Annotated in this window: 1 protein-coding gene; it reads left to right on the forward strand. The window is 37.2% G+C overall.

From position 1 onward, the window contains the following. The first annotated feature begins 4 nt into the window (after positions 1-4). Positions 5-166 carry a JAB domain-containing protein gene (locus ACWA1B_RS22810; protein WP_456910913.1) on the forward strand — a complete coding sequence of 54 codons (162 nt, stop codon included), beginning with the start codon at positions 5-7 and terminating at the stop codon, positions 164-166. The last annotated feature ends 100 nt before the right edge of the window (positions 167-266 follow it).

The following is a 266-nucleotide window of genomic DNA, read 5'->3' on the forward strand; positions in this document are numbered from 1 at the left end:
GGGCATGTATGAAGTATCCTCAGGCGGAATTGCTGGCACTTCAGTTGACCTTAGAATGGTATTTGCAGCAGCAATTAAATCTAATGCAATGTGGCTGATTATGATTCATAACCATCCCTCAGGACAGGTAAGGCCTTCTGAGGCGGATAAGCAGATAACCAATTAATGTAGTTTTGTGAAATAAAATAAGTGTTTTGTTCCATATTTGTACCATTTATGTGTAAGTTATTGATTTTCAGTGTACGTTATTTTTGAAGAAGTTCGCT

The organism is Flavobacterium xizangense (assembly GCF_054075145.1).

What these genes read in the sequence shown, in the direction of transcription:
- ACWA1B_RS22810 (WP_456910913.1), top strand. Translation starts at nt 5, where the DNA reads ATGTATGAAGTATCCTCAGGCGGAATTGCTGGCACTTCAGTTGACCTT.